Genomic DNA, 23,013 nt, shown 5'->3' on the forward strand with positions numbered 1-23,013 from the left:
GACGGTCAGACCAGGTCAACTCCCTAGTTACATTCCACCCTTACCTTCCAGTTTTCTTTATCCTTCAAAAATTCAATCAGCTCACTGTTCATTTCGACACCTTTGCCATTGGTTAACAACGCTACCTCTATTTCTTCCTCTTCATCCCTGATGGTAAAGTTAACGGAAGCCATGCCCTTATAACTTTTAAAGTTCTGCTGTACAAAAGCAATCATATCCTCCGATACATCCGCAGCAGGTAATTGTACACTGAGCTTTTTGGTAAAGTTTTTCTTTACACTTTCTGCCAGGCATATAGAAGCTATTTTAAAGTCATAATCACCGTTGAAGCGTTGTTTAAAAAAGCCGGTAATATATACCGTAGCGCCCAGCTGCAGAATAGCCGAATGTTTCAGGTAGTCTTCCGAAAATAGCATCAGCTCCAGCTTCCCGCTATAATCTTCAATCACGAAGCTGCCAAACTTATTACCGCTTTTAGCTACCCGGTGTTGCGCATCGCTTACCAGACCCATTATTTTAAAAGTAACATTAGGGTTCACTTTTTCTTTATCGTCCTTAAACTCGTTTACATACCCGATCCTCGAAATGCCATAGTGCTCCATTTCAAAACGATAATCATCTAGTGGGTGCCCACTGATGAAGATACCGGTTACTTCTTTTTCATTATCCAGCTGCACTACCAAAGGCCAGGGAAGACAATCCGGTATTTTCGGGGTTTGTACTTCCATGCTTTCGCTAAGGTTTCCGAACAGCGTGTTGGCGCTGTTTTGCGCCTGCGCCTGGCAAACCTGTCCGTACTTAATGATCTTTTCGAGCCCATTCATAGCATCATTGGGAGCTGTGTGGAAATACTGGGCTCGGTGCAGGTCTGTAAAGCAATCAAAAGCTCCGGCATAGGCCAGGCTTTCCATCGTTTTTTTATTTACGGTACGCTGGTTCACCCTTTTCACCAGGTCAAAAATGGTAGCATAGGCACCCCCCTTTTCTCTTTCGGCAATAATGCTTTCCACGGCAGCTTCGCCCACTCCTTTCAGTCCGCCTAAGCCAAAGCGTATCTCTCCTTTTTTATTTACAGCAAAACCTTTCAGCGATTCGTTAATATCGGGGCCCAGCACCGGCAGGGTCATGCGTTTACACTCTTCCATAAAGAAAGTGATCTTTTCCAGCGACCCGGCGTTATTCAATACTGCCGCCATATATTCGCTGGGATAATGTGCCTTTAAATAGGCTGTCTGATAAGCTACGAACGCATAGCAGGTGGAGTGCGACTTATTGAACGCGTATTGTGCAAAAGCTTCCCAGTCTGTCCATATTTTTTGCAGCTTATCGGCAGGATGGCCTTTTTGTACCGCACCTTCAATGAATTGCTTTTTCATTTTGTCCAGCACGGCTTTTTGCTTTTTACCCATTGCCTTACGCAGCACATCTGCATCGCCTTTACTAAATCCTCCGAGTTTCTGGCTTAACAGCATCACCTGCTCCTGGTATACCGTAATTCCATAAGTTTCAGCCAGGTATTCTTCCATTTCCGGCAAATCATAAGCGATCTCTTCCTGCCCATGCTTCCGCTTAATAAAATTGGGAATGTACTGCAACGGACCCGGGCGATACAGTGCGTTCATGGCTATCAGGTCTGCAAACTTATCCGGTTTAAGATCACGCAGGTGCTTTTGCATTCCCGGGCTTTCAAACTGGAATGTACCGTTGGTCTCTCCTTTCTGGTATAGCTGGTAGGTTTTCTCATCATCCAGCGGTATACTGTCTATATCTATCTCCTTACCATAGTTCAGCTTAATAAGCTGTAAGGCATTTTTAATGATGGTGAGAGTTTTCAGCCCCAGGAAGTCCATTTTAATTACCCCTGCTTCCTCAATCACGCTTCCTTCTATTTGCGTTACCCACAAATCTGAATCTTTGGCAGTGCTTACCGGAAGCAGCTCCGTCAGGTCTTTAGGCGCAATGATAATGCCCGCAGCATGGATACCCGTATTTCGTACCGATCCTTCCAATATCTCTGCTTCATGCAGCACTTTTGCCCGCAGGTCATCACCATTGTATATTTCACGGATCTTCCTTACATTTTCCAGGTCTTCCGAAACCAATCCTTCTTTTTCGATCAGCGACTTTTCTCCTTCCTTTGGCTGTAAAGGTGCATGCAGCACACGTTTCAGCGATATGCCCGGCTTTTCCGGAACCAATTTGGCCAAAGCGTTCGATTCAACCAGCGGCAGGTCCATCACACGTGCCACATCCTTAATGCTCATTTTAGCAGCCATGGTACCATATGTAATGATCTGTGCCACCTGGCTCTTACCATATTTCTGCACCACGTAATCAATTACCTTCTGCCTGCCTTCATCATCAAAATCCGTATCAATATCCGGCATAGATTTACGATCAGGATTCAAGAAGCGCTCAAACAGCAAATTGTACTTTATAGGATCTATATTGGTAATGCCAATACAGTACGCCACTACCGATCCTGCTGCCGAACCACGTCCGGGCCCGATGAATACACCGCTGTCTCTGCCCGCTTTAATAAAATCGCTTACAATAAGAAAATAACCGGCAAATCCCATCGTTTTGATCGTAAACAGCTCAAAATCGATGCGATCCTTAATATCCCCCTCAAAGGCATCGCCATAACGCTCCCTGGCGCCTTCATAAGTAAGATGCTTCAGATATTCCCACTGATTCAGCGAATCGGCGCTCATTGTATCACCTTTCTCCGTCTTCTGATCTGCTGTATGCGTTTTATATGCATCAGGAATGGGAAAGTTAGGCAGGAGGATGCTTCGTTTTAGATCGAGCAGCTCGATCTTATCAACAATAGCGTTGGTATTATCAATAGCCTGAGGCAGGTCGTGGAACAGCTTTGTCATTTCCTCGGTAGTTTTAAAATAAAACTGGTCGTTGGCAAATGCGAAGCGCATATTTTTCATGTTTACATCATCATCGGCAAAATCACCGCGGAATGCAGGAGTAGATTGTTTTTCACCGGTATTGATGCAAAGCAGAATATCATGGGCATTAAAATCATCCTGTTCCACATAATGCGAATCGTTGCTGGCAATAATAGGCACCTGGTATTTTTTCGCAAATTTCACTAATATCTCGTTCACCTTATTCTGGTCGGGAATATCATGGCGCTGCAGCTCCACATAAAAATCTTCACCAAATAAATCAAGCCACCACTTAAACTCCTGTTCAGCCTCGGTTTCGCCCTTTCTTAAAATGGCCTGGGGCACCGAAGCACCAAGGCAGCAGGTAGTAGCAATAAGGCCTTTATGATATTGAACAATCAGTTCTTTATCGATGCGGGGATATTTACCGTACAGGCCCTCAATAAAACCCAGGGAAGTAAGCTTGGTAAGGTTCCTGTAGCCGGTTTCATTTTTAGCCAGCAGGATCTGGTGATAGCGCTTATCTTTTTTATCTTTGGTAAATGTTTTTTCATGGCGGTTCTCTACCACGTAAAACTCACACCCCACCACCGGCTTTACCTTAGGTTTGCCATTTTCATCCAGGTTTTTATAGGCTTCAGCCACAAACTGGAACACACCAAACATATTTCCATGATCACTGATCGCCAGCGCAGGCATGCCGTCTTTGATCGCCTTTTTATAAAGGCTGCTGATGGGAGCTGCACCATCTAAAAGCGAGTACTGGGTATGAACGTGTAAATGTGAAAACTTCATCCGTAATTATTTGCTGCAATCTGCAATAAAAATCATTTTTAAACCAATCTGTTTATGCACATTAATGAATAAATCTGCACAAACGCTTTGGGATACAGACTTTGAAAATTTATCCACAGTCTGAAAACAAACAACTTTCTATTGCAAAATGTTGAGTGAATGGATGGCGTAAAAGTTGCTGCGGCGACCCTCAAAAATCATTTGATAATAAGCGATAAGGTGTACTGCGATAAAGGCAAAAACTAATAAACAGGGGTATAAATATGCGCTCCAAACACCAGAAAGCACTGTGCAAATCATAGCAACAAAATCACAAACAATTGATAATCAATTAAAATTGATTATTTAAAAAAAAATAAAATAGTTAGCACAATATTATAGTCAAACTGACGTTTTATAATATTCGAAAATTGATATTTATTCCATTCAAGACAGAATAATAATTAAAAGGACCTGATATTTATGTTACGTGTGTTTTTTTCGGGGTTGATCATTTCTCTTTTAATGACGAGCTGCTCTACTCCTCTCAAACTGAACAATTCTTATAAAACAAATACCGTGCCGGCTGAAGAAGCGTATCAAACGCAGCAAGTGGGCATATCTTCCTTCAGCCTAAAATCCTCTACGCGCGAAGAACGGGTAGAAAATGTTATCAAAGAAAGCAAAATAACCAAAATTGATGCGCCGGATACCGGAATCCCGGTTCACGCATTTGCAGCACCCACAAGCATACAGATTAAATACGCTTCTCTTCTCAATATGCTGCCCGGCATGTTGACCAATATAAAATTGTTAGAGACTATTGACGAGTGGTATGGCACACGCTACAGGTATGGCGGCACCACCAAAAGTGGGATTGATTGTTCGGCTTTTGTGAGGGCAGTTTATAAAGTAGCATTCGGTATAGATTTGCCAAGAACGGCCCGTGAGCAGTTCCGGGCAGCAGCAATGGCCGTTTCTAACTTACAAATTGGCGATCTGCTTTTCTTTAATACCAGCGGAGGCATTTCTCATGTGGGGATGTATTTGGGTAATAATAAATTTGTGCATGCTTCTACCAGCAGAGGTGTTATTGTAAGCGACCTGGATGAAAACTATTATGCTATACGCTATTTGGGTGCCCGCCGCATAAGCGAGCCTGTAACTTACGCTGTTAATTAAAAAAATATTTCAGATACTAACAAAAAAAGTTCCGGTTACCGGAACTTTTTTTGTTGGTCACATCAAGTCGTAGCTTTATTGAGCAGATTTTTTTTTACAATATTTAAAAAGCTCACCAGGTTGCCATTTTTTTCTGCCAGCCTTTCAAATTCGGTAATAGCCTGAAGTGATAACCTCAATAGTTCATGCTTCTTATCCAGCTCTTTTTTTAACAGTTTAATGATCTCTGTATATACTGTATTTTTTTCCTGCCGGAAGGAAGCTTCATTATACTCAAAAAGCTCATTGGGTGAGATACTAAAAGCGTTGCAAATATCCGGAATTAAAGCTGCATCAATTTTTGAACGCCCCGATTCCATCATACTGTAAGCATTCTGGCTTTTATTCAGCAGTGTAGCCATCTGAGATTGGGGTATACCCCTGGACTTCCGTAATTGTTTTAGTGTTTGATTAATTCCCATAAGTTAAGCATTACGTATATAAACAAAATTATATAAATAATTGATATAATTATATGAATTTTGGGTTGTTTTATTATTTACGGCTTTATAATTTTACTATGCAGGACCTGGTAATGCTAATTAACCGGGAGGCCGTTGATAACCTGAAGTTTACCTATATTGAATGATTAACACCAAAGGATTGGCAGACGCGCCATGAGGGAACAAAACGCTGTATGCCCAGTGCCACAAAGCACACAAGACGAGATTTTGAAAAACACTTTAAAAAATTAAACTTATGAAACAAACAATGGATTTAAACAAAACGGGGTTAAAGCTATTTCACAGCATGATTTGCAAACAACAAATGGAGGAGTATCGATCATGTATCCCCTACCCTTAGCGGTTTTATAGCCGGTTGCTGCGCGCCTACAAATAGGCATAACAAAGCCATTACGCTTAACAGCGTTGTTTTTTTCTTCATTTATAAGCATTAAAATGAAGAAATGGATTTGCCATTTCCCATAGGGATTAATTAAGTTGGGGGCTTCGTCAAGCTCAGCCTGACATAGCTTTGTTTTGTGTTGTCATGATGGGGCGCAATAATAAGGAAAATCAAGCCTGCCTGCGGTAGGGTAGGTTCTTTAAAATGACGAACCATCAAGCGTGGGTTTCGTAAACTTTTTCTTTTACACCTTTTCTTTTTCATGCTTTTGCTTCCCGTTCTTTTGTTATTGCCACAAAAAAACCAAAAGGTCTAGTCCGCCTTGATGCGAGCAATGCAGCAATGCCCTTGCGGTAAAAGGTGCGCTACAGGCTCTTTTCCGCCTTTTGGGCGGAACGCCATTCCGCTTCATTTTACCGTTCGCTGGCAAGGTGGACGGCACACGTTCCTTAACAGGCATTACAAACAATAACAATAAATGTTTGCTTACGCACGCTCCATCCGGTCTTGAAAAAATGGGATTAAAACACAAACTGGAGAACTGGTTACTTAAGGAAATTCCCCAAAGGAGATCTTTCGCTGCTTATGAGCAATATAGCTTTCATTGTTTACCCTTCCGGAGCAACGAAAGCGGCTTTGCGATGGTGCGGCAATAGCATTCCGTCAGTTGAGTTTTGTACCAAAGTTAAATAGAATTACTGAAGTTGAGCCTATGGGTTCAAGCCGCACTATTGCAAAAACCAATGTTATCTGCGGCTTTTATCACGGAGCGTCTGTCAATAAAAGATTTCGTGAAGCCGCCCAACCATATAAGTAGTCTCTTATTTCCTGAATTCTGTCTCTTGGATTTTCTTTTCCATTTCTGATACTCAAAGTTCCATCAAGTGAAAGTATTCTATTTGCAAGTCCTAAGTAGTCTGAATGTGCAATATCATTTTGGTCTTGATATCCTGGATTCAACCACTGGATATATGGAAAATAATTATTATCAATAAAAAAATCGATTGTAGTCGTTACGTTTGAAATATACTGCATAGAACAAAGTATAATTCTAGGTCTTTGTTCGCCAATTATATTTCCAACATAGGTTTCTCTTTCTTCAGGGCTTCCACTTACTAAAAATACTTCAATATATTCTGTGTCAGTAAGATAAAGTCTGCGAACGTTTACACCTGTTCTTACTCTTTCCTCAAACAACTTATTCCAAGTTTTTGATTTTCCTGAATTTCTGTGTCCAAGTAACCCAATTACCAAATTATTCTTCATATAGATTTTTGTAAAATTTTTAAATTTCGATTTCAATTTCAAAGTGTTGCAGTATGTATTGTAGGTAATACGCGCCGATTAGCGCAATTTATCCGTTTTTTAAACATTTATTGTCGTTTATAAACGTTTAAAAGCAGATGGATTATGTATTAGTTAGGACTTAAAATATTTAGCTCTTACATTTTGCTTGTACAATCGTTTTAGTGGTTTTGGTGTGGGTTAAAGGTAAAATATAAATAGCATTTAAAAAGAGGGTATTTTTCCCGGTGCTAAATAAGGTGTGACAGGCAGTAGTGGTTACGGGATCCCGTAAAAGGTGGCAATATCACACCGGGAATATTTAATTTTTGTGATAGTGTATCAGAAAAATGTACAAATTATTGATTCTATTGTATTTTTACCATTCACTATTTAGTACTTTATGAAAAGGGTTTTGGTTGTATTGATAGCAGGCATCTCCTACCTGGCTGCCCCGGCCCAGGAAAAATGGAACCTTAAACAGTGTGTGGATTATGCAATTTCCAACAATATATCGGTAAAACAGGCGGATGTGCAGGCGCGTTTTGACAAGCTTACCCATCATCAAAGCATCCTGGCCCTTTACCCGAGGATCAGCAGCCAGCACAGTACGGGGTTCCAGTTCGGGCGCTCTATAGATCCTACCTCCAACCAGTTTACCACCAACCAGATATTATTTGCCAACCATGGATTGGACCTGGGCCTGGACCTGTTTAACTGGTTCAGTAAAAAAAATACGATAAAAGCTAATGAATACCTGGCCCAGGCAAGCGTTGCCAGGCTTGAAAAAGCTAAAAATGACGTGGCGCTCAATGTAGCTAATGCCTACCTGGCAGCGCTGCTAAATAAAGAACAGATCAATATCAGCAAAGTACAGGTAGAACAGAGCCGGGAACAGGTACATTTGATCAGCAAACAGGTAGATGCCGGCGCCCTCCCCGAACTGAATCTTGCAGAAACGCAAACACAGTATGCTACTGACAGCTCCAATCTTATAACGGCGCAAACCAATTATATCCTGTCCCTGCTTCAATTAAAAGCGTTGCTCAACCTTGAGGCAGATGCCCCTTTCGATATAGAAGTGCCCCCGGTAGCCTCTATTCCTGTTGAGCCTTTATCGGCGTTAGACCCTGCCATTGTGTATCAATCGGCGCTGGAAAACCTGCCGCAGCAGAAAATAAACAATCTGAACCTTAAAGCCAGCGAAAAAAATGTAGCTGTAGCCAAAGCAGGCTTATATCCCTCGCTGTCATTTTTCGGCGGCCTTAACTCCCGCTATTCCAATGCTCAGAAAAAAATTGCCAGTGGCTTTCAAACGGTGGATGTGCCTGTGGGCAGCATCAATATAAATGGCATCACCTACCCTGTTACCTCATCGGTTAGCCAGCCTGTTGGATACGACAGGAATACTTATTTCAGGCAGATGAGTAACAACTTCAGCCAGAATGCAGGAATTGGATTAAGCATTCCTATCTTTAACGGTGGAATGGCCCGTACCAACTGGCAAAAGGCAAAACTGGATGTGGAAAACCAGCAATTGCTGAAGGAACAGGATACCAAGACCCTTAAACAGGATATTTACCAGGCGCATACCAATGCGGTGGCCGCTATAGAAAAATACAATGCCACCCGTATAGCAGTGGAGTCGGCACAAAAGGCTTACGATTTTGCCAGGAAAAGATTTGATGTAGGCTTGCTGCAGCCCATTGACCTTATACTGAACCAGAATAATTTATTCAGGGCTAAAATAAATATGGTCTCAGCGCAGTACGATTATGTATTTAAGATGAAATTGCTGGAATTTTATAAGGGACTGGGGTTGAAGTTATGAGTGATGAGTAGTATGCGGAACGTAGCAAGGATGTACGAAATGAAAAATGTAGAAGGTTGAACCTTGAACAAAGTAATAATCAACAATCAATACTCAATGTTCAATATTCATTGGGCATTGATTTCGGAGACAGATTGAGCATTCCTGTCCGAATGATTGGTCAGGCGGGGATTATTGCATATTGAATATTGTAAAAAAATGTCACCCTATTTTAGGCATACACAGGTATTTCGGACATATCAACTATGAACTATAAATTATACAAAAAGTGAGCAAACGTTGGCAAAAAATACTGATCATTGGAGCGGCTGTTATAGGTGCTGCTTTCATTGTTTTGGTGAATCTTAATAAAGGGAAGCATACCATTCAGGTAACGGCAGAGAAAGCCGCCTCCCGGTCTATTACAGAAACCGTAACGGCAAGCGGGCAGGTATATCCTGAGTATGAAGTTAAGATCAGCCCGGATATTAGCGGTGAAGTAACCGAGCTTACTGTTGCGGAGGGCGACAGCGTTACCAAAGGACAGGTGCTGGCGCGGGTGTATGCCGATGTGTATGCTTTACAGCGGGATGAAGCCGCCGCACGGGTAAGCCAGTCTCAGGCAACTGTAGCCAATAGTAAAGCTGCCCTGGGAGCATTAAAAGCTAACCTGGACCAGGCACAGCAGCAATACGACAGGAACAAAAAGCTGTTTAATGAAAAGGTGATATCAAAAGCCGAGTTTGAGCAGTTTGACGCTTCGCTGGCTTCTGCAAAAGCCAACTATAATGCATCTTTAGAAAATATCCGCAGCCTGCAGGCAGGGGTGCAATCTTCGCAAACAGGCCTTAATTCGGCTAATAAAACTTTAAGCCGGGCTACTATTGTTGCTCCTATAAGCGGTATTGTATCTTCCTTAAAAATTGAGAAGGGCGAGCGCGTGGTGGGTACCGCACAAATGGCCGGAACAGAAATGATGACAGTTGCTGATATGAACAGTATGGAAGTAAGGGTAGATGTAGGCGAGAACGACATTGTGAAAGTGAACATCGGCGATATGGCTGATGTGGAGGTAGACGCTTATAACGACAGGAAATTTAAGGGAATCGTTACCAAGATCGCAAGCAGCGTAAAATCGGCTGGCGCAGTAACCACCAGCACGGAAGTAACCAATTATGAGGTAAGGATACGCCTCGACAAATCATCTTACCAGGATTTACTCAGAGCAAGTGGTAAAAACAGGTTTCCCTTCAGGCCGGGCATGAATGCAAGGGCCGACATTAAAACCAGGCAAAAAGACAATGTGGTTTCTGTGCCTGTTGCTTCGGTAAATGCACGTATAAAAGATAGCGATAAAAGCATTGCTGATGCTAAAAAAGAAAATTCGGACGCCAACGCCGGTGACGCTGCCGGCAATGAAAGCGGGAATAATGATATGGAAGAAGTGGTATTTATAGTTATGAAAGATGGCGTAGTGAAAAAAAGGGTGGTAAAAACAGGCATACAGGATATTAATTATATCGAAGTTACCAAAGGCATACAATCGGGCGACCTGGTTGTTACCGGGCCGTACAGCGTGATCAGCCAAACGCTCAAAGACGGGGATAAAGTAAAAGTAGTACCTAAAGAAGCGCTTTTCAATAAAAAGTAGCCGCTGCAAATTATTCTTATGTTAAAATATCTCTTTTGTTTTGCCTTCCTGATGTATAATGCCGTTAATATAAAGGCACAAAGCGATTCTAAGCCCAAGGCTATATTAAATCATCAGGCCTTATATGTTACCGACCTTAAAAAGTCGGCTGATTTTTATAAAAATATCATTGGCCTGGAACAGATAGACGAGCCTTTCAAATTAGGTAAGCATGTGTGGCTTAAAACAGGGCCGCACACCTCTTTGCATTTAATACTGGGGGCAGAAAATAAAAAAGAATATTTTAAAAATCATCATATTTGCTTTAGTGTCCCCTCTCTTAAAACGTTTATTGAAATCATAAAAAAGAACAACATCGTTTGGGAAGATGCGGGCGGCAAAAAGGGTGCGTTCACCACAAGGCCGGATGGCATACAACAATTGTGGATACAGGATCCTGACGGTTACTGGCTGGAGATCAATAATGACCAGCAAGGGTTTCAGTGAGAAAATTTCCCTGGTCCGTTTTTATCATGGCATGTATAGCCGCATGCTATTAAATCCTACTTTCTCAGGTAATATTCAAAAGAAAGATCTTCCCCTATTTCATCTGCCGCGTCTTCAAACAGCTGTATCAGCTTGTCGAACGTTTCCAGCTGTGTCATCGACATATTAAGGAACCGTACTGATACAGGAAGCGTAATATCTCCTGTAATACAATCCCACAGGGCATCGAGATTGTTGCCAAAATGTTCGGGCAGTTGCAGCTCACGCTTTGCAATAGCGTAGAAATCATTAATAGACCCTATCCTTTCAAAATCAAATATCACCTGTTTCATTGCTTTTCAAAAGTTTTATAATGGTCGTGTGTTATATACAGGAGCCCGTCGTTAGAATATAACAGCCTGTCGGCATTTCTCCTGCCACATTGATAGTTCAGATCCGCTTCATACCATTTTCTATTTCCTGAAGAAGGCAGGCTGCGCTCTCGATTGGTAAATACATCACCGCCAATGGCTTTGCCCGGCAATACCTCACAAAGATTCCCTTCAGATGCGATCCATCCCTGCCTCCTGGCTTCGTTTTTAGTGATATAATAGTCTGGCAGCTTTTGATATTTTTTTACATAAGGCACTACTACCACTTCGCTGGTAAGTTTATCTATACTAACAGTGGTCGTATCTGTATGTACGCTACCAGGAAAGGCGTTCTTTTTATCCGAAAAAAAAACAAAGCCCAGCGCAATCAGTAGTAGTAAAATAATATATACCCGGCTTTTACTGTTTCCCATATTACAAACTTAATTAAATAATGCAGCCGGTCATAAAACTTTTATACACGCCCGGTTTCCGAGCCTCCGGCTTTTTGTCTATCTTTTAATTCATTAAATTGCTTTTATGATAAAGAATGTTTCTGTTATAGGCGCCGGTACTATGGGAAATGGCATTGCCCATGTTTTTGCCTGGTATGGCTTTTATGTTACGCTTATTGACGTATCGCAGCAACAGCTTGATAAAGCCCTTGCCACCATTTCAAAAAATCTCGACCGGCAGATAGCCAAAGAGCAGATCACGGAAGAGCAAAAACAAGCTACCCTCCAAAACATCACCACAGGAACAGATATTTCAAAGGGTGTATCTGCAGCGCACCTGGTAGTAGAAGCCGCCACAGAAAACGAGGCGCTTAAACTCCGCATATTTAAACAGGCAGATGAAGCAGCCCCGCAGGATTGTATACTGGCAAGCAATACATCATCTATATCCATTAGCCGCATTGCCGCCGCCACCAAACGTGCCGGGCAGGTAATAGGTATGCATTTTATGAACCCTGTTCCTGTGATGCCACTGGTGGAAATAATTAACGGGTACGCGACCAGCCATTACGTAACCCAAATGATCATAGCGCTTAGTAAACAATTAGGAAAAACGCCCGCCCTGGCGAACGACTATCCCGGTTTTGCAGCCAACCGCATCTTAATGCCCATGATCAACGAAGCTATTTATACTTTATATGAAGGTGTAGCCGGTGTGGAAGCTATAGATACTATTATGAAGCTGGGCATGGCGCATCGGATGGGTCCGCTACAGCTGGCGGATTTTATCGGGCTTGATGTTTGTTTATCGATCCTGCAGGTGCTGTTTAACGGCTTTGGACAATCCAAATACGCACCCTGTCCTTTGCTGGTGAATATGGTAACATCGGGCAGGCTGGGTATAAAAAGCGGTGAAGGCTTTTATACTTACACACCAGGCAGCAAGGAATTAATGGTGAGCGACAAATTCAGGAAGTGAATTGATTTCGATCAGCTGTCCCTCTTTTTTCTGCCAGCCGTAATTAAGGCTACCATTGGTAAGAATTAAATATTCAGCAGGCATGGAGATATTATAACGCAGCACCTGACGTAACACCTTTTCCGTAACAGGCACTTTATCACTCTTACACTCTACCAGCATCCAGGGTTTGTGGCCGGCATCATACACCAAAATATCAAAGCGCTTTTTTAATTCGCCCAGGTAAATTTCTTTTTCCAGGGCAATCAGCGATCGGGGATAGCGCATCACTTCCAGCAAATATTGAACAAAGTTCTGGCGTACCCATTCTTCATCCTGCAACAATAACCATTTACGGCGAATGTTATCGAAAATATACAGCTGGTTATTTCTGTGCTCAATCCTGAAGTCAGGTTTTGGATATTCGATCAAAATCATCAGTCCAAAAATAAAAGTTTAATTTAGCATAAATGAAAACAAAACAGGATATAGTAGAAAACTGGCTGCCCCGTTATACAGGAGAGCATCTGAAGAACTTTGGTAAATACATCCTATTAACCAACTTCAGCAACTATGTAACTATGTTCGCTGAATGGAATGAAGTGGAGATCATAGGCCTGGGCAAGCCCATGCAGTGCGCTACTGCTGATAATATTACCATCATCAATTTTGGAATGGGCAGTCCTACGGCTGCCACGGTAATGGATTTACTGACGGCCATTAAACCTGAAGCCGTTTTATTTTTGGGTAAATGTGGCGGCTTGAAAAAGCGCAATAAAGTAGGCGACCTTATCCTGCCTATTGCTGCAATAAGGGGAGAGGGCACCTCCAACGACTATTTTCCGCCCGAAGTACCGGCCTTACCGGCATTTGCTTTGCAAAAAGCAGTAAGCACCACTATCCGCGAAGCTAAAACAGACTACTGGACGGGTACCGTGTATACGACCAACCGCCGCGTTTGGGAACACGACGAACCTTTTAAGGATTACCTGAAAAAGATAAGGGCATACGCTATTGATATGGAAACAGCTACCATATTTACCGTAGGCTTTTACAACCATATACCCACAGGGGCTTTACTCCTGGTAAGCGACTCCCCTATGATCCCCGAAGGCGTAAAAACTGAAGAAAGCGACAAGAAAGTTACCGCCAATTACGTGGAAAATCATTTAAAAATAGGGATCAAATCTTTACGGCAGTTAATAGAGAACGGGCAAACGATCCGGCATCTTAGGTTTTAAAAAATTTATGAAATATTTTTTTATTACTTTGATTTTCTTACCCGGCATAAACACATGTCTTGCCCAGTCTTCCCTAAAATTTGATAAAAGATTGGGAGAAAGCGAGAAGCATTAGGTTGTATTTCCTGTATCGAAAGATAGCCTATACCCTCACAAGGGTAAAACAACATCATCTTCGAAAATTATAAACTAAAAAACAAACAAAAGTTTAATGAATGAAAAGAGTTAGCTCTAAAGCACTCAAAGGCGGACAGTGCCTATTTCAAAAACCTTAAAGTAATGGTAACAGACCTAAATAAATAAACTATGATACAGTTATATAAACTGATCCCTTTTTTTGCTGCCCCATTTCTATTTTTTATTACTTCCTGTAATAATAAAACACGCATCCCCTCAGGTACCGCTCCTCAGCTCAAAGCCCGTTTTGAAGTTGCTGGTTTATGCGCTAACTATACATTCAGCCTGGTTGAAGGCAGCCTGGATACCTCATTGATTGAGGCGGCCTGGACCAACCCGCAAACCGGCAAAACCTATAAAAACGCGTTCGGCCTGGTAACAGCCTGTGGTCTTCCTGCTCATTTGAAAGAGGGTGATACCTTTTATTTTGAAATTGATAAAAACGAACCTGAACAATGCGCTGTTTGCATGGCATACTATCCGGCTCCCACAAAAAAATTACATATTAAAATACTGGAAGTATTGAAGCAATAATGCAGGCACCCTTACTCTCCATACAGAACCTGTCTATTAACTTTGTAACCGAAGGTCATATCAATAATGCCCTGAAAAATATTTCAGTTACAGTTAACCAAGGCGAGATAGTTGCCCTGGTAGGCGAAAGCGGTTCAGGCAAATCTGTTACATCACTGTCCGTTTTACAACTGTTGCCCACCCCGCCTGCTGTTATTGTAAAAGGAAAAATTTTGTTCAGCGCAGACGGGAATACCATTACAGATCTGCTACCTCTTTCAAAAAGCAGCTTACAGCAAATCCGTGGCAATAAAATTTCCATGATCTTCCAGGAGCCAATGACTTCGCTTAACCCGGTATTCACCTGTGGACAGCAGGTGACCGAGGCTATACAGGTGCACAATAAAATATCCAAACAAGAGGCCAGAGCGCAGGCGGTTTCCTGGTTTGAGAAAGTAAAACTACCCGATCCTGAAGGTATTTATAAGCGCTATCCACACCAGCTAAGTGGCGGACAAAAGCAAAGAGTCATGATCGCCATGGCTATGTGCTGTAAGCCGTTGCTTCTTATTTGCGACGAACCCACAACTGCATTAGATGTAACCGTACAGAAAAATGTACTGAAACTAATTAAAGAGCTACAGCAGGAAACCGGCATGGGCGTTATTTTTATTACACACGACCTGGGTGTAGTAGCACAAATTGCTCACCGGGCCATTGTAATGTACAAAGGCGAGATTATTGAAGAAGAAACAGTGGCCAACTTATTTGCCCATCCCAAACAACCTTATACCAGGGCATTGCTGGCCTGCAGGCCGGCAAATCATAAAAGAGGTGAACGGTTGCCGGTGGTGAGTGATTTTTTAAATCCCGGTAACACTGTTTCCCAAAACAATTCCACGGTTCGGGAGGTGTACGAATCCAACGGGCCTGCCGTTGCCCCATGCGATGTTCATCATAAACCGTTGATCCGGGTTCAGAACCTTTCTGTTCATTTCCCTGGCAAAAAAAACTGGCTGGGTAAGCCGCTGCACTATACCAAAGCAGTGGATCATGTAAGTTTTGAAGTATATGAAAATGAAACACTGGGTATAGTAGGTGAAAGCGGTTGCGGTAAAACCACGTTGGGCAGAAGCCTGTTACAACTGATACCAATAACAAAAGGGACTATTTTTTACGGCGAAAGTCCGCTCAACACCTTCAGTGGCGCGCGGTTACGGGAACTGAGGCGTCACCTGCAGATTGTTTTCCAGGACCCTTATTCCTCCCTCAACCCCCGAAAAAAAATCGGGGCAGCCATTGAAGAGCCCCTGGTGGTGCACGGTATGATCAAATCCGCAGCTGCAAGAAAACAAAGGGTTATAGACCTGTTAAAGAAAGTAGGTTTGCAGCCCGATCATTATAACCGGTACCCACACGAGTTCAGCGGGGGACAAAGGCAGCGTATCGTAATTGCCCGCGCGCTGGCGCTGCAGCCCTCTTTTATTATATGCGATGAATCGGTGTCGGCCCTGGATGTAAGCGTACAGGCACAGGTATTGAATTTATTGAACGACCTTAAAAAGGAATTCGGATTCACCATTGTATTTATCAGTCACGATTTAAGCGTGGTACGTTATTTCAGCGACCGCATTATTGTAATGAACAAAGGAAAGATCGAAGAAATGGGTGCGGCTGATGCTATTTATGAAAATCCTAAAAGCGACTATACCAAACGGCTAATCGAGGCAATACCGGTATAAATAATGCAGCCGATCTCATCGCATTTTACCGGTAAAACACCCATACAGAACGAATCCTTAAAACAAATGAAGAACGTGTTTTCCCAACAGGTACTATTTTCATTGAAGCAAAATGAATTGAAATGTTAAGGGAGAGGCCATGCGTTTATAAAGCTGACAGTGATTCGCTTATTTTTGCTATGTAAAATAATGCCATGCTATACGAGCCCATTTCGGTATTTGATATGTTGAAAATTGGGGTAGGGCCATCCAGCTCTCATACCCTGGGCCCGTGGCGTGCAGCAGAGCGGTTTATAAATGAGCTGAAAAGCAAGGGTGTATTAAATACGGTAACTGCCATAAAAGTACTATTATACGGGTCATTAGCTAAAACAGGCGCAGGGCATGGTACCGATATTGCAGTGCAAATGGGCTTATGTGGGTATGACCCCGTAACTTTTGATGTAGCGCAGATCACCCCGTCTGTTCACACCATCGCAAAAGAAAAAAAGATATTCCTGGACGGAACATGGGTTATTGATTTTGATCCCGCCGCCGATATAGAATTTCTATACACCGAAACGTTGCCGTATCATTCCAATGGGCTTACTTTTTTAGCCATGATGGATAACGGTGAGGCCATTTCCGAAACGTATTACTCTGTAGGCGGCGGATTTGTAAAAAAAGAAGGCGAAGGGGCAGGGACAGGGCAGTGCGTTAACCTGCCTTTTCCTATTAATGATGCGGCAGACCTGCTGAAATGGTGTATTAAAACTGGACTTTCTATTAACGAAATAGTATACGAGAATGAGCAGGCCTGGCGCAGCGAGGCACAGATAAGGGAAGGAATGTTAAAAATATGGCAGGTGATGAAAGATTGCGTATTCCGGGGCTGCCATACACCCGGTATTTTGCCGGGGGGATTGGAAGTAAGGAGGCGGGCCGCAGCGCTTAATAAAAAGCTGATCCGCAATGCTTCCTATCATAATAATGAAGAATGGTGGGCCACCATCAGGGAGGGCGGCGCCAGCTTTACATATACACTGGACTGGGTAAGCTGCTTTGCCCTGGCAGTGAACGAGGAAAATGCCGCTTTCGGAAGAGTGGTAACGGCGCCTACCAATGGCTCGGCTGGTGTAATACCGGCTGTGCTTCATTATTACAGTATTTTTTGTAATGAGGATAATGCGGAAAACAGAGAAGATAAGATCGTAAGATTCTTAATGACCGCTTCTGAGATTGGCAGCATCTTTAAAAAAGAAGCTACCATTTCTGCTGCTATGGGCGGCTGCCAGGCGGAGATCGGTGTTTCTTCATCCATGGCTGCCGCTGCACTGACGGAAGCGATGGGCGGTACACAGAAGCAGGCGCTGATGGCTGCGGAAATAGCGATGGAGCATCACCTGGGTATGACCTGCGATCCAATCGGCGGGCTGGTGCAGGTGCCCTGTATTGAGCGCAATACGATGGGTGCCATAAAAGCGATAACCGCGAGCCAGCTGGCTTTGCAAAGTACGCCCGATTTTGCACGTGTATCGCTGGATAATGTAATTAAAACTATGTGGGACACCGCGCAGGATATGAACTTTAAGTACAAGGAAACTGCAGATGGCGGGCTGGCGGTACATGTGCCTTTAAGCCTGCCCGAATGTTGAGTAAGTGAACAGATGAGCGTTGACTGTTGGCAGACATGAGCTGTAAGATTTTAGTGATTAGACAATAGACGGTGCAAACCCATAAACCATTAATAAATGACAATTAACAGAGAACTATTGAACATAAATGAAACGTATAAGCCCTTGGCTTTTAGCTTTCGGCTTTAGCTGTGATCCCGGGATCCGGCAATTATTTAACCATCAACTAGTAACTATAAACCATTCACAATAATACAAAATGAACCGTTCTGAATTAATACAACACATCCGATCTAAAAAATCCTATCTCTGTGTAGGGCTGGATACTGATATTGCAAAAATCCCCGGCCATTTAAAAAGCAAACGTAGCGGAGTTTTCGAGTTTAATAAAGCGATTATTGATGCTACCCGGGATCTGTGTGTTTCTTATAAAATGAATACTGCTTTTTACGAAGCCCAGGGCATAGCCGGTTGGGAGGCCCTGCAGCAAACGGTGGAATATATTGGCAGTGACCATTTCAAAATAGCGGATGCCAAGCGGGGGGACATCGGCAATACTTCTGATCAATATGCGCGGGCTTTTTTTGAGGTTTTGCCTTTCGATTCGGTTACTGTAGCGCCTTATATGGGCAGCGATAGTGTTCAGCCCTTTTTAAAGTACGAAGGAAAATGGGCTATTGTATTGGGTTTGACCTCTAATAAAGGGGCTTCGGATTTTGAATTACAGCCTTGCGGCGGAGGCTTATTGTATGAAAAGGTACTGCATACTGTTTCGCAATGGGGAACGGAGGAGAACATCATGTTTGTGGTAGGCGCCACCCAATCAGCGGCTTTTACAGCTATACGCAAAATAATACCCGGGCATTTTTTACTGGTACCGGGAGTGGGGGCACAGGGTGGCAGCCTTAAAGATATATCTGAAAAAGCAATGAATGCCGATTGTGGCCTGCTGGTAAATGTAAGCAGAGATATTATTTTTGCATCGGACGGAGAAGATTTTGCAGCTACAGCGCGTAACAGAGCCCTGGCTTACCAGAAAGAAATGGCGGGATATTTAAAATAGCTTCGGGGAAAATTATCTATATTTGCGCCTCGGAATTTTCCGGGAGGGGCTGGTAGCTATCCCGATAACTATAGGGAGGATAGCGCAACTCCGTTCAAAGCAGTAGGTCATTGGTTCGGTGCCAATAACATACAATTGGCCCGGTAGCTCAGCTGGATAGAGCAACTGCCTTCTAAGCAGTAGGTCATTGGTTCGAATCCAATCCGGGTCACATTGATAATGAAAGACTTACAAAGTTGTGAGTCTTTCATTATTTTACGATTTACAAACAATTAGCAAACAAAGGCGTCAAAAGCTATACTTTTATCCCAGAGACTAAAAATACAGCTTCAACTCCTGAAAACCGCTACTGACGGAGCTTTCAGACGAACGAATTCGGCAAGGTCGAGCATAAAAGCTCGTTTTAAACCTGTTTTCGGCTCCGTAATCGAGTTTTTATGCTTATGCCTTAGGTAGGCGCTATCGGCAGTAGAAATCGTCTTAAATTGACCCGAAACGCTTCGTAGAACAGTTCTTTATACAGAGTGCCGTTTATGTCGTCGCTTTGCATTACGAATCTGAGAATTTTGAGGGTATTCAGACGAAAATCTTACAAATCATTTAATAACCTAATATTGCTCCTATAGGCAACGATACTTTATCCGATTTAATAAAACATTTTCCAAGGGAAAAACAACAAATGTTCCTAACAATAGCAAGCCAGGAAGGTAACGAATATACAATGAACCTTATCAAGCGGGTTAAAAATGAGAATCTTAATATATCTATTGAACAGGAGGGGCCTGACGGCTGTTACTCAGATACTATACGAGTTATCTTGTCTTAGCTCTATTATGGCAAAAGCCGCTTCGTTTAAAAGCGGCTTTAATATTCGAAACAATTACTTCCTAAACTAAATTCAATGCCCAGGTATTGAAGTATACTTTACCATCTTGATCTATCCCAAAAACACACGCGGCTTTGGTATCGTCAACCCACTCTAAATTATTGCATTCAATTCCGGCACTTTTGTATATCTGCCATAATTCTTCAAAGGCAGCTTCTATTTTTTTACCGGTCGTGTATATTTTTTCCTGTGTTTCATTTTCTATTCGTAAAGTGAACAGCTCTTTTAATATAGCTTCATTAATATCGGGTTCGCCCTTACCATTGATAATAACATAATCAAGTGTATAAAAGGTTGTATCAAGAAGTCTGCTATCGTTCAATTTTTCATTTAGTATAGTCCAAGCTTTTCTGAACTTCTGTAGTGCTGCTTCTGCTTCTTTGAATGCAAGGTCTTTTAAAGATGGGAGCGCAAATTTAGCAGCATCTTTTTTAGCAATGGATATATAATCATTTATGACTGATTCGCCGTTCGTAGTAACTAACTCTTTCCATACTTCGGGTGTGAACTTTGGTAATACAGCTAAGCGGTTGTATTCAGTTATAACATTGTTAACTGCTGGCAGCACTTTATTTCTTAAGTGTGTCAGAGATAAATTATAACCATACTCATTAAAATCAACTTGTTTGTTTATCATCTTACTAATTTTTATATTGTAAAAAATATTGTGAAATAGGTTTAATCTCAAAAGGTGGTAAATCCTGATTTGAAATGCACTTGCTTATAGTGGCAAGGCGCGTTGAAAACTCCTCATCGTCCAATATTAATGCCCCTGTTTCCTGCTGCGGCTTCGAATACCGAATTGACCACTCCATTATTTCAAGCATAGATGGCATTTCCGTGACAGTAACAGCGTTAAATGAATCAGCTCTTGTTAGGCTTGATTGAGTAGACTTGGACTTTTTTAATTGTTCAGAACTTAATAAGTCATACTCGCTTATATCCCATTTAGCTTTAGGAAAACCTAAGAGTTCAGATACTGGTTGCGTCTCTCCAGTGCTAATATTGATGAATTGTTTCCATATCCTGGTAATACTATGCTTCGTTATCATTACTACATAGCCTTTAGATTCGTCATAAATCCAATTACCTAATGGTATTTCAGAATTATCGGGAATCTGACCAGATGTTAACATTTTAATGTACATTATTTTTTGTTCTCGTGTCATAGCTCCTTATTTTTTAACCGGTCAATTACTAAGTCCAGGTCTTCATTGCTCAGTTTGTCCAAATCTATTTTGGCCTGGCTTTGGGTAGGCAGTGCAAATCGTAACAGCTTTTGAAAGAAGTCCAACTTGTCGGCTGGTTTCAATTCGTCATACTGTGCTTGCAGGTCCTTTATATTTGCTTGCAAAAAGGAATGGACTAAATTTTTCAATTCCGTTGTTGATCTATTTGGTACGCCGGCTTTGCGGCCTCCTGTTTTTATTCGTTTCATATTTTCTATTTTTATCTACTTTTTTAAGTTCAAAAATTGCTTGATTAAGCGCTTTGACAGGATCAGGGTAGTTGACCTCTATTATTGTTGCTCCGACATCATTCGCCTGGATCATTATTGTAATAATCATTTGATTTTTGTTTTATTAGATTAGCCCGGTTTTGTAATACCTCATTTTCCCAGGCATGTGTTTGCACACCTTTCCAAAGAATGAGTTCGTCCTCGAACTGCTTTTTTAATGTTTCAAGCTTTGCTGGTAATTCCGCAATAGAAATGTTCTCATATTCAAGAAGTGTATCACCAGATTTGATTGTTATATCTATTTGCTGTTTTAATTTATTTTCAGCAATACAGCGAAGCTCTTTATCTATAAGTTGGGAAAGATCGCCTAACGTAAGAGTTGATTTCATGTTATTATTTTTTTGTGTTATTAAATTCTTTGTTTTTTACTTGGCCTGTGGTATCATTCGCTATAATAATTTTCAGGGCATCTAACAGGGCTGGCAACCTATCAAGGTTGTCAGGTTTACAATGGTAGGCTAACGTCTCATTGTTTGCCAATGAGAGGACTACTTCTATTTTTTTGAAATTCTTTTCCATTCTTCAGGTTTTATGTTTAAGTAAATAGTGGATTGTCTAATGATTTGAAAGCAATTCGCGAGTCGAGATTTAGCATTTTGCAACGATGAAAGAATGTGCCAAGTGATATTTGTTTATTCCCGTTTTGCAAAAAGTCGTTGTATTTTTTATCCGTTTCTGTTGGATCATAGGAAGGATAAAATTTTGAACAGATGTGAAAAGGCTCTCTGCCATTTTCTCCCAGGGAGTTAGCAAATGCAAATCCGATTTTGTACCAACTTTCATAATCAGGGCAGAAATTCAATTGTAGCGATTCGATCAATGCTAAGTATTCATACATTCTCGCAATATCCTTTTCAGTAGTCTCTCTGTCATTGTGTTGTTGGATTGCCTTTGGTTTATAAAACTGCTTTACAAAAAGAGGTTCAGGATTTTCCCTTATTAACATGGCTCGATCATGGCTGACATATCTAAGGTCATGAACGTTGGCGCCTTTAGATGTATCAGCTCTCAAACCATAGTCGGCGAATACGTTGAACAGATGTTCTACATATTGCCTTTGCTTACTGGGTTCTGCTATTGCAATTAGCAAATAGAATCCTCTACCCGAAACAGAACGGCAGGCCAGTCCTACAAAAGGGTGCTTAAATACCTCTTGCATTAAATCATCTATATAATATTCTTCGCACGTTGGCCAATCGAAGTCTATTTGCACCATACCGGTGTGTGCAATTAGTCGAACCCGATTCTTTGCACGAGACAGAAGCCATCCACTTGGTGTAAAGAGTGGAAGGCTGTTTTTTATCTGTTTTTTTAGTGAATTGTAATTTGCATCAAACGGGCTTGTATTACGTAGCGATATTATAGCATTAGCATGTGTAGGATGAATATTAAACAGTATATCACGATACATAATAGGTCGTCCAATAACGTCGCTTGTATTCTCATAACATGATACAATATTATTTAACCAAGACATTTGCTAATTTTTTTAACATTTAAAAATAATGGAGGGTAGTTTTC

General features: G+C 41.8%; 22 protein-coding genes and 1 tRNA gene. 11 read left to right on the forward strand and 12 right to left on the reverse strand.

Annotated elements, in window-relative coordinates; genetic code table 11:
• Positions 1–23: 23 nt before the first annotated feature.
• Complete coding sequence (gene dnaE, locus ACYVBM_RS09935; RefSeq protein ID WP_460685501.1) at positions 24–3,698, reverse strand: DNA polymerase III subunit alpha; 3,675 nt, start codon at positions 3,696–3,698, stop codon at positions 24–26.
• Between the two features lie 462 nt (positions 3,699–4,160).
• On the opposite strand from dnaE, the gene ACYVBM_RS09940 reads away from it, so the two are divergent.
• Positions 4,161–4,859 carry a C40 family peptidase gene (locus ACYVBM_RS09940; protein WP_460685502.1) on the forward strand — a complete coding sequence of 233 codons (699 nt, stop codon included), beginning with the start codon at positions 4,161–4,163 and terminating at the stop codon, positions 4,857–4,859.
• Between the two features lie 62 nt (positions 4,860–4,921).
• On the opposite strand, the gene ACYVBM_RS09945 is transcribed toward ACYVBM_RS09940, so the two are convergent.
• Both ACYVBM_RS09945 and ACYVBM_RS09950 read right to left on the reverse strand, forming a co-directional pair.
• Positions 4,922–5,320 (reverse strand): helix-turn-helix domain-containing protein, encoded by a 399-nt coding sequence (locus ACYVBM_RS09945; protein WP_460685503.1) that lies wholly within the window; start codon positions 5,318–5,320, stop codon positions 4,922–4,924.
• 1,186 nt (positions 5,321–6,506) lie between these two features.
• The gene (locus ACYVBM_RS09950; protein WP_460685504.1) at positions 6,507–7,010 is read right to left on the reverse strand and encodes a hypothetical protein; all 504 of its coding nucleotides are present in this window, start codon (positions 7,008–7,010) and stop codon (positions 6,507–6,509) included.
• Between the two features lie 421 nt (positions 7,011–7,431).
• Here ACYVBM_RS09950 and ACYVBM_RS09955 point away from each other — a divergent pair, with 421 nt between their 5' ends.
• From ACYVBM_RS09955 to ACYVBM_RS09965, 3 genes are all read left to right on the forward strand, one after another.
• On the forward strand, positions 7,432–8,859 hold the full coding sequence (locus ACYVBM_RS09955; RefSeq protein WP_460685505.1) for a TolC family protein: 1,428 nt from the start codon (positions 7,432–7,434) through the stop codon (positions 8,857–8,859).
• Positions 8,860–9,127: 268 nt separating this feature from the next.
• Positions 9,128–10,489 carry an efflux RND transporter periplasmic adaptor subunit gene (locus tag ACYVBM_RS09960; RefSeq protein WP_460685506.1) on the forward strand — a complete coding sequence of 454 codons (1,362 nt, stop codon included), beginning with the start codon at positions 9,128–9,130 and terminating at the stop codon, positions 10,487–10,489.
• Between the two features lie 18 nt (positions 10,490–10,507).
• A complete protein-coding gene (locus ACYVBM_RS09965) occupies positions 10,508–10,975 on the forward strand; it encodes a VOC family protein (RefSeq protein WP_460685507.1) in 468 nt (155 codons plus the stop codon).
• Positions 10,976–11,031: 56 nt separating this feature from the next.
• Here the strand turns inward: ACYVBM_RS09965 and ACYVBM_RS09970 are convergent, their stop codons facing one another.
• Positions 11,032–11,307 (reverse strand): barstar family protein, encoded by a 276-nt coding sequence (locus ACYVBM_RS09970; protein ID WP_460685508.1) that lies wholly within the window; start codon positions 11,305–11,307, stop codon positions 11,032–11,034.
• Positions 11,304–11,759 (reverse strand): ribonuclease domain-containing protein, encoded by a 456-nt coding sequence (locus tag ACYVBM_RS09975; protein ID WP_460685509.1) that lies wholly within the window; start codon positions 11,757–11,759, stop codon positions 11,304–11,306. Before ACYVBM_RS09975 ends, ACYVBM_RS09970 begins: the two co-directional genes overlap by 4 nt.
• A gap of 106 nt (positions 11,760–11,865) precedes the next feature.
• Here ACYVBM_RS09975 and ACYVBM_RS09980 point away from each other — a divergent pair, with 106 nt between their 5' ends.
• Positions 11,866–12,759: a 3-hydroxyacyl-CoA dehydrogenase NAD-binding domain-containing protein gene (locus ACYVBM_RS09980; RefSeq protein ID WP_460685510.1), complete on the forward strand. Its 894-nt coding sequence runs from the start codon at positions 11,866–11,868 to the stop codon at positions 12,757–12,759.
• Here the strand turns inward: ACYVBM_RS09980 and ACYVBM_RS09985 are convergent.
• Positions 12,730–13,176 carry a type I restriction enzyme HsdR N-terminal domain-containing protein gene (locus ACYVBM_RS09985; RefSeq protein ID WP_460685511.1) on the reverse strand — a complete coding sequence of 149 codons (447 nt, stop codon included), beginning with the start codon at positions 13,174–13,176 and terminating at the stop codon, positions 12,730–12,732. The genes ACYVBM_RS09980 and ACYVBM_RS09985 overlap by 30 nt on opposite strands.
• Positions 13,177–13,208: 32 nt before the next feature.
• On the opposite strand from ACYVBM_RS09985, the gene ACYVBM_RS09990 reads away from it, so the two are divergent.
• From ACYVBM_RS09990 to ACYVBM_RS10015, 6 genes are all read left to right on the forward strand, one after another.
• The gene (locus tag ACYVBM_RS09990; RefSeq protein WP_460685512.1) at positions 13,209–13,979 is read left to right on the forward strand and encodes an AMP nucleosidase; all 771 of its coding nucleotides are present in this window, start codon (positions 13,209–13,211) and stop codon (positions 13,977–13,979) included.
• Positions 13,980–14,285: 306 nt separating this feature from the next.
• Positions 14,286–14,690: a hypothetical protein gene (locus ACYVBM_RS09995; protein ID WP_460685513.1), complete on the forward strand. Its 405-nt coding sequence runs from the start codon at positions 14,286–14,288 to the stop codon at positions 14,688–14,690.
• Positions 14,690–16,411, forward strand: coding sequence for an ABC transporter ATP-binding protein (locus ACYVBM_RS10000; RefSeq protein ID WP_460685514.1), 1,722 nt, complete (start codon positions 14,690–14,692; stop codon positions 16,409–16,411). Before ACYVBM_RS09995 ends, ACYVBM_RS10000 begins: the two co-directional genes overlap by 1 nt.
• A gap of 194 nt (positions 16,412–16,605) precedes the next feature.
• Positions 16,606–18,045 (forward strand): L-serine ammonia-lyase, encoded by a 1,440-nt coding sequence (locus ACYVBM_RS10005; protein WP_460685515.1) that lies wholly within the window; start codon positions 16,606–16,608, stop codon positions 18,043–18,045.
• Positions 18,046–18,283: 238 nt separating this feature from the next.
• Positions 18,284–19,087: an orotidine-5'-phosphate decarboxylase gene (pyrF, locus tag ACYVBM_RS10010; RefSeq protein ID WP_460685516.1), complete on the forward strand. Its 804-nt coding sequence runs from the start codon at positions 18,284–18,286 to the stop codon at positions 19,085–19,087.
• 137 nt (positions 19,088–19,224) lie between these two features.
• Positions 19,225–19,298: transfer RNA gene (locus ACYVBM_RS10015), tRNA-Arg, on the forward strand.
• Positions 19,299–19,974: 676 nt separating this feature from the next.
• Here ACYVBM_RS10015 and ACYVBM_RS10020 read toward each other — a convergent pair.
• The 6 genes from ACYVBM_RS10020 to ACYVBM_RS10045 form a co-directional block, all read right to left on the reverse strand.
• Complete coding sequence (locus ACYVBM_RS10020; RefSeq protein WP_460685517.1) at positions 19,975–20,610, reverse strand: hypothetical protein; 636 nt, start codon at positions 20,608–20,610, stop codon at positions 19,975–19,977.
• Positions 20,611–20,614: 4 nt separating this feature from the next.
• Positions 20,615–21,142, reverse strand: a complete 528-nt coding sequence (locus ACYVBM_RS10025; RefSeq protein ID WP_460685518.1) for a hypothetical protein — start codon at positions 21,140–21,142, stop codon at positions 20,615–20,617.
• Positions 21,139–21,411, reverse strand: a complete 273-nt coding sequence (locus tag ACYVBM_RS10030) for a hypothetical protein (protein ID WP_460685519.1) — start codon at positions 21,409–21,411, stop codon at positions 21,139–21,141. Before ACYVBM_RS10030 ends, ACYVBM_RS10025 begins: the two co-directional genes overlap by 4 nt.
• Positions 21,412–21,509: 98 nt before the next feature.
• Positions 21,510–21,821: a hypothetical protein gene (locus tag ACYVBM_RS10035; protein WP_460685520.1), complete on the reverse strand. Its 312-nt coding sequence runs from the start codon at positions 21,819–21,821 to the stop codon at positions 21,510–21,512.
• A gap of 4 nt (positions 21,822–21,825) precedes the next feature.
• On the reverse strand, positions 21,826–22,011 hold the full coding sequence (locus tag ACYVBM_RS10040) for a hypothetical protein (protein ID WP_460685521.1): 186 nt from the start codon (positions 22,009–22,011) through the stop codon (positions 21,826–21,828).
• Between the two features lie 16 nt (positions 22,012–22,027).
• Positions 22,028–22,969 carry a PriCT-2 domain-containing protein gene (locus ACYVBM_RS10045; protein WP_460685522.1) on the reverse strand — a complete coding sequence of 314 codons (942 nt, stop codon included), beginning with the start codon at positions 22,967–22,969 and terminating at the stop codon, positions 22,028–22,030.
• Positions 22,970–23,013 lie beyond the last annotated feature (44 nt).

The sequence above is a fragment of the Niabella aquatica genome (assembly GCF_054779315.1).

What these genes read in the sequence shown, in the direction of transcription:
- dnaE (WP_460685501.1), bottom strand. Translation starts at nt 3,698, where the DNA reads ATGAAGTTTTCACATTTACACGTTCATACCCAGTACTCGCTTTTAGAT.
- ACYVBM_RS09940 (WP_460685502.1), top strand. Translation starts at nt 4,161, where the DNA reads ATGTTACGTGTGTTTTTTTCGGGGTTGATCATTTCTCTTTTAATGACG.
- ACYVBM_RS09945 (WP_460685503.1), bottom strand. Translation starts at nt 5,320, where the DNA reads ATGGGAATTAATCAAACACTAAAACAATTACGGAAGTCCAGGGGTATA.
- ACYVBM_RS09950 (WP_460685504.1), bottom strand. Translation starts at nt 7,010, where the DNA reads ATGAAGAATAATTTGGTAATTGGGTTACTTGGACACAGAAATTCAGGA.
- ACYVBM_RS09955 (WP_460685505.1), top strand. Translation starts at nt 7,432, where the DNA reads ATGAAAAGGGTTTTGGTTGTATTGATAGCAGGCATCTCCTACCTGGCT.
- ACYVBM_RS09965 (WP_460685507.1), top strand. Translation starts at nt 10,508, where the DNA reads ATGTTAAAATATCTCTTTTGTTTTGCCTTCCTGATGTATAATGCCGTT.
- ACYVBM_RS09970 (WP_460685508.1), bottom strand. Translation starts at nt 11,307, where the DNA reads ATGAAACAGGTGATATTTGATTTTGAAAGGATAGGGTCTATTAATGAT.
- ACYVBM_RS09975 (WP_460685509.1), bottom strand. Translation starts at nt 11,759, where the DNA reads ATGGGAAACAGTAAAAGCCGGGTATATATTATTTTACTACTACTGATT.
- ACYVBM_RS09980 (WP_460685510.1), top strand. Translation starts at nt 11,866, where the DNA reads ATGATAAAGAATGTTTCTGTTATAGGCGCCGGTACTATGGGAAATGGC.
- ACYVBM_RS09985 (WP_460685511.1), bottom strand. Translation starts at nt 13,176, where the DNA reads ATGATTTTGATCGAATATCCAAAACCTGACTTCAGGATTGAGCACAGA.
- ACYVBM_RS09990 (WP_460685512.1), top strand. Translation starts at nt 13,209, where the DNA reads ATGAAAACAAAACAGGATATAGTAGAAAACTGGCTGCCCCGTTATACA.
- ACYVBM_RS09995 (WP_460685513.1), top strand. Translation starts at nt 14,286, where the DNA reads ATGATACAGTTATATAAACTGATCCCTTTTTTTGCTGCCCCATTTCTA.
- ACYVBM_RS10000 (WP_460685514.1), top strand. Translation starts at nt 14,690, where the DNA reads ATGCAGGCACCCTTACTCTCCATACAGAACCTGTCTATTAACTTTGTA.
- ACYVBM_RS10005 (WP_460685515.1), top strand. Translation starts at nt 16,606, where the DNA reads ATGCTATACGAGCCCATTTCGGTATTTGATATGTTGAAAATTGGGGTA.
- pyrF (WP_460685516.1), top strand. Translation starts at nt 18,284, where the DNA reads ATGAACCGTTCTGAATTAATACAACACATCCGATCTAAAAAATCCTAT.
- ACYVBM_RS10020 (WP_460685517.1), bottom strand. Translation starts at nt 20,610, where the DNA reads ATGATAAACAAACAAGTTGATTTTAATGAGTATGGTTATAATTTATCT.
- ACYVBM_RS10025 (WP_460685518.1), bottom strand. Translation starts at nt 21,142, where the DNA reads ATGACACGAGAACAAAAAATAATGTACATTAAAATGTTAACATCTGGT.
- ACYVBM_RS10030 (WP_460685519.1), bottom strand. Translation starts at nt 21,411, where the DNA reads ATGAAACGAATAAAAACAGGAGGCCGCAAAGCCGGCGTACCAAATAGA.
- ACYVBM_RS10035 (WP_460685520.1), bottom strand. Translation starts at nt 21,821, where the DNA reads ATGAAATCAACTCTTACGTTAGGCGATCTTTCCCAACTTATAGATAAA.
- ACYVBM_RS10040 (WP_460685521.1), bottom strand. Translation starts at nt 22,011, where the DNA reads ATGGAAAAGAATTTCAAAAAAATAGAAGTAGTCCTCTCATTGGCAAAC.
- ACYVBM_RS10045 (WP_460685522.1), bottom strand. Translation starts at nt 22,969, where the DNA reads ATGTCTTGGTTAAATAATATTGTATCATGTTATGAGAATACAAGCGAC.